Consider the following 4,574-nt stretch of genomic DNA (forward strand, 5'->3'; position numbering starts at 1 on the left):
TTCTCCTCCTCCCCCCCCCCCCCCCCCCCCCCCCCCCCCCCCCCCCCCCCCCCCCCCCCCCCCCCCCCCCCACCCCCCCCCCAACCACCCCCACCCCCCCCCCCCCCCCCCCCCCCCCCCCCCCCCCCGCCTCACGTCACCCGCGGCGTCCTCAGACGGGAACGCTCGCGACGCCCGGTGCGAGGAACTTCTTTCCGGTCACCCGCTCGGAGACACCCTCACGGTCCAGGTACGGCGTGATGCCGCCCAGGTGGAAGGGCCAGCCGGCGCCGGTGATCAGGCACAGGTCGATGTCCTGCGCCTCGGCGACCACGCCCTCGTCCAGCATGAGGCCGATCTCCTGCGCGACGGCGTCCAGGACGCGGTCGCGGACCTGCTCCTCGGTCAGGACGACATCGCCCTGCTTGAGGAGGGCCGCGACCTCCGGGTCCAGCTCCGGCTTGCCGGAGTCGTAGACGTAGAAGCCGCGCTTGCCCGCCTTGACCACGGCGGCCAGGTTCGGCGAGACGGTGAAGCGGTCCGGGAACGCGCCGTTGAGCGTCTCGGAGACGTGCAGACCGATCGCCGGGCCGACCAGCTCCAGCAGCACCAGCGGCGACATCGGCAGACCGAGCGGCTCGATGGCCTTCTCGGCCACGTCCACCGGGGTGCCCTCGTCGATGACGTTCTGGATCTCGCCCATGAAGCGGGTCAGGATGCGGTTGACGACGAAGGCCGGGGCGTCCTTGCACAGGACGGCGGTCTTCTTCAGCGACTTGGCGACCGAGAAGGCGGTGGCCAGCGACGCGTCGTCGGTCTTCTCGCCGCGGACGATCTCCAGCAGCGGCAGGATCGCGACCGGGTTGAAGAAGTGGAAGCCCACGACCCGCTCGGGGTGCTTGAGCTTCGAGGCCATCTCGGTGACCGACAGCGAGGAGGTGTTGGTGGCGAGGATGGCGTGCTCGGGCACGACCGCCTCGACCTCGGCGAACACCTGCTGCTTGACGCCCATCTCCTCGAAGACGGCCTCGATGACGAAGTCCGCGTCGCCGAAGGCGGTGGCCTTGTCCAGGTGACCGGAGACCAGGCCCTTGAGGCGGTTGGCCTTGTCCTGGTTGACCCGGCCCTTGAGCAGCAGCTTGTCGATCTCGCCGTGGACGTACTCCACGCCCTTGTCGATCCGGGCCTGGTCGATGTCGGTGAGGACGACCGGCACCTCCAGGCGGCGCGCGAACAGCAGCGCGAGCTGAGAGGCCATCAGGCCGGCGCCGACGACGCCCACCTTGGTGACCGGACGGGCCAGCTTCTTGTCCGGCGCGCCCGCGGGCCGCTTGGCGCGCTTCTGCACCAGGTTGAAGGCGTAGATGCCGCTGCGCAGCTCGCCGCCCATGATCAGGTCCGCGAGGGCCTGGTCCTCGGCGTCGAAGCCCTGCTGGCGGTCGCCGTTCTTGGCGGCGGCGATGATCTCCAGCGCGCGGTAGGCGGCCGGGGCCGCGCCGTGCACCTTGCCGTCGGCGACGGCCTTGCCGCGCGCGACGGCGTCGTCCCAGGCCGCACCGCGGTCGATCTCGGGCCGTACGACCTCGGTGTCGCCCTTGAGGACCGAAGCGGTCCAGATCAGCGACTGCTCCAGGAAGTCCGCGCCCTCGAACAGCGCGTCGGCGATGCCGAGCTCGAAGACCTGCTTGCCCTTGAGCTGCTTGTTCTGGTTGAGCGAGTTCTCGATGATGACCGAGACCGCGCGGTCCGCGCCGATGAGGTTCGGCAGCAGGACGCAGCCGCCCCAGCCGGGCACCAGACCGAGGAAGACCTCGGGCAGCGAGAACGCCGGCAGCGCCTTGGAGACGGTGCGGTAGGTGCAGTGCAGACCGACCTCGACGCCACCGCCCATCGCCGCGCCGTTGTAGTAGGCGAAGGTCGGCACGGCCAGGCCCGACAGCCGCTTGAAGACGTCGTGACCGCCCTTGCCGATGGCCAGCGCGTCCTCGTGGCGCCCCAGCAGCTCGACGCCCTTGAGGTCGGCGCCGACGGCGAAGATGAACGGCTTGCCGGTGAGGCCGACGCCGACGATCGAACCGTCCGCGGCCTCCTTCTCGACCTGGTCGATGGCGGTGTTGAGGTTCGCCAGCGACTGGGGACCGAAGGTGGTCGGCTTGGTGTGGTCCAGGCCGTTGTCCAGCGTGATGAGCGCGAACTTCCCCGCGCCCTGGGGCAGGTCGAGGTGGCGCACGTGCGCCTGCGTCACGACCTCGTCGGGGAACAGCTCTGCCGCACCCTTCAACAGCTCAGCGGTGGTGCTCACTTGCCTGCTCCCTCGAAGTGCGGGTTCTCCCAGATGACCGTTCCACCCATGCCGAAACCGACACACATGGAGGTGATGCCGTAGCGGACGTGCGGCTGCTCCTCGAACTGCCGGGCGAGCTGCGTCATCAGGCGGACGCCGGACGAGGCCAGCGGGTGGCCGAAGGCGATCGCGCCGCCGTACTGGTTGACGCGCGGGTCGTCGTCCGCGATGCCGTAGTGGTCCAGGAGCGAGAGCACCTGCACCGCGAAGGCCTCGTTGATCTCGAACAGGCCGATGTCGTCGATCGTCAGACCGGCCTTGGCCAGCGCCTTCTCGGTCGCCGGCACCGGGCCGATGCCCATGACCTCGGGCTCGACGCCGGCGAAGGCGAAGTCCACCAGGCGCATCTTGATCGGCAGGCCCAGCTCGCGCGCCACGTCCTCGGCGGCGATCAGCGAGGCGGTCGCGCCGTCGTTGAGACCGGCGGCGTTGCCCGCGGTCACCCGGCCGTGCGGCCGGAACGGCGTCTTGAGGCCGGCGAGGTTCTCCAGGGTCGTGCCCGGGCGCATCGGCTCGTCGGTGGTGGCCAGGCCCCAACCGGTCTCGCCGGCTTCGGCGTTGGTGCGGCGCACCGAGATCGGCACCAGGTCGGCCTGGATCTTGCCGTCGGCGTACGCCTTGGCGGCCTTCTCCTGGCTGCGCACCGCGTACTCGTCGGCGCGCTGCTTGGTCAGGTGCGGCAGGCGGTCGTGGAGGTTCTCCGCCGTCATGCCCATGAACAGGGCCGACTGGTCGACGAGCTTCTCCGACACGAAGCGCGGGTTGGGGTCCACGCCCTCGCCCATGGGGTGGCGCCCCATGTGCTCGACACCGCCGGCGAGGGCGATGTCGTAGGCGCCGAACGCCACGCCACCGGCCATGCTCGTCACGGCGGTCATCGCGCCGGCGCACATGCGGTCGATGGAGAAGCCGGGCACCGACTGCGGCAGGCCCGCGAGGATGCCGGCGGTGCGGCCGAGGGTCAGGCCCTGGTCGCCGATCTGCGTGGTCGCCGCGAGGGCGACCTCGTCGATCTTGGCGGGGTCCAGGTCCGGGTTGCGGCGCAGCAGCTCCCGGATGCACTTGACGACCAGGTCGTCGGCGCGGGTCTCGTGGTAGATGCCCTTCGGGCCCGCCTTGCCGAACGGGGTGCGGACGCCGTCGACGAAGACGACGTCCCTAGCGGTACGAGGCACGTTGGCTCTCCTCCAGGTGCGGGATGGCACTGCTGCGGGGCGCCCCGGGGGACGCTTCACACCCACATGCTACTTACGGGTAACCAAGCTGCACACCCCCACCGCCCGGAGCGGCGAACGTCACACCCGAGGAAGGCCGGAAACGGGTCCCGCCCGCCCGCCGAAACGGCCCCACGACGGGTGTGCGCGGGGCCGAATCCCACGGGTTGCACCCGGATCGCCCGCCTCTCGCACCTAAAGTACCCATATGACTGCGAAGAGGAGTGGTGTCGTGACGGTGAGTGGACGGCCGGTGGCCGGGCGCGCGATCGGCCTGCTGTGCGCCGTCGCCGCGGCGGGCGCGCTGGTGACCGGCTGCGGTGACGACGGCGACGACGCGGGAAGGGCGAAGACCGGCCCGACCAGCCCCGCCCCGGCGACCCCGACGGCGACCGCGTCCGCCTCCCCGGGCGGCGGTCTCACCGAGGACCAGGCCGAACGCGAGGCGCTCATCCCGCGCGCCAAGGTGACCTACGACCGGGCGCTGCGCGCCGCGCTCGCCGCCGTCCCCGGCGCGAAGGCGGTATCGGCCGAGCTGAAGGGCGGCGCCGGCGGCGAGCCGGGCTGGGAGACGAAGGTGGCGACCCCCGACGGCGCCGCCCGCTCGGTCCGCGTCGACGCGGTCACCGGCAAGGCGGCGCGGCCGCGCACCGAGACGGACCAGGACGCCGACGACCGGCGCGAACTGGCCGGCCGGCTGAAGAAGGCCACCGTCACGGCCGAGGAGGCCGCCCGGACCGCCACCGGCAAGAAGAAGGGCACCGTCAGCTCCGTCGAGCTCGACGACACCGACAACGGCACGCCGGTGTGGTCCGTCGACGTGGTGACCACCGACGACTGGAACAAGACAACCTTCGACATCGGCGCGACCGACGGCAAGATCGTGCGGGAGCACGTCGACCGCGACTGAACGCCCGCCGCCGGAGCCCAAAAGACACCGGCGCCCCTTTTCCGGCCGTGCGCGTACACGGCCGGAAAAGGGGCGCCGGTGTTGTCCGCCCCCATCCTTCCCCCTGGCCACCGCAGAGACCGGTTCG

Annotated in this window: 3 protein-coding genes; 1 reads left to right on the forward strand and 2 read right to left on the reverse strand. The window is 71.6% G+C overall.

Features of this window, described 5'->3' with window-relative positions; translation table 11 throughout:
* Positions 1-151: 151 nt before the first annotated feature.
* Together ACZ45Z_RS22240 and ACZ45Z_RS22245 are read right to left on the reverse strand one after the other, a co-directional pair.
* On the reverse strand, positions 152-2,281 hold the full coding sequence (locus ACZ45Z_RS22240; protein WP_468365018.1) for a 3-hydroxyacyl-CoA dehydrogenase NAD-binding domain-containing protein: 2,130 nt from the start codon (positions 2,279-2,281) through the stop codon (positions 152-154).
* Positions 2,278-3,498 (reverse strand): thiolase family protein, encoded by a 1,221-nt coding sequence (locus tag ACZ45Z_RS22245; RefSeq protein WP_468365021.1) that lies wholly within the window; start codon positions 3,496-3,498, stop codon positions 2,278-2,280. The genes ACZ45Z_RS22240 and ACZ45Z_RS22245 overlap by 4 nt, the downstream gene beginning before the upstream one ends.
* Positions 3,499-3,745: 247 nt before the next feature.
* On the opposite strand from ACZ45Z_RS22245, the gene ACZ45Z_RS22250 reads away from it, so the two are divergent.
* The gene (locus ACZ45Z_RS22250) at positions 3,746-4,447 is read left to right on the forward strand and encodes a PepSY domain-containing protein (protein WP_468365023.1); all 702 of its coding nucleotides are present in this window, start codon (positions 3,746-3,748) and stop codon (positions 4,445-4,447) included.
* Positions 4,448-4,574 lie beyond the last annotated feature (127 nt).

Source organism: Streptomyces sp. NPDC031210 (genome assembly GCF_055570395.1).

What these genes read in the sequence shown, in the direction of transcription:
- ACZ45Z_RS22250 (WP_468365023.1), top strand. Translation starts at nt 3,746, where the DNA reads ATGACTGCGAAGAGGAGTGGTGTCGTGACGGTGAGTGGACGGCCGGTG.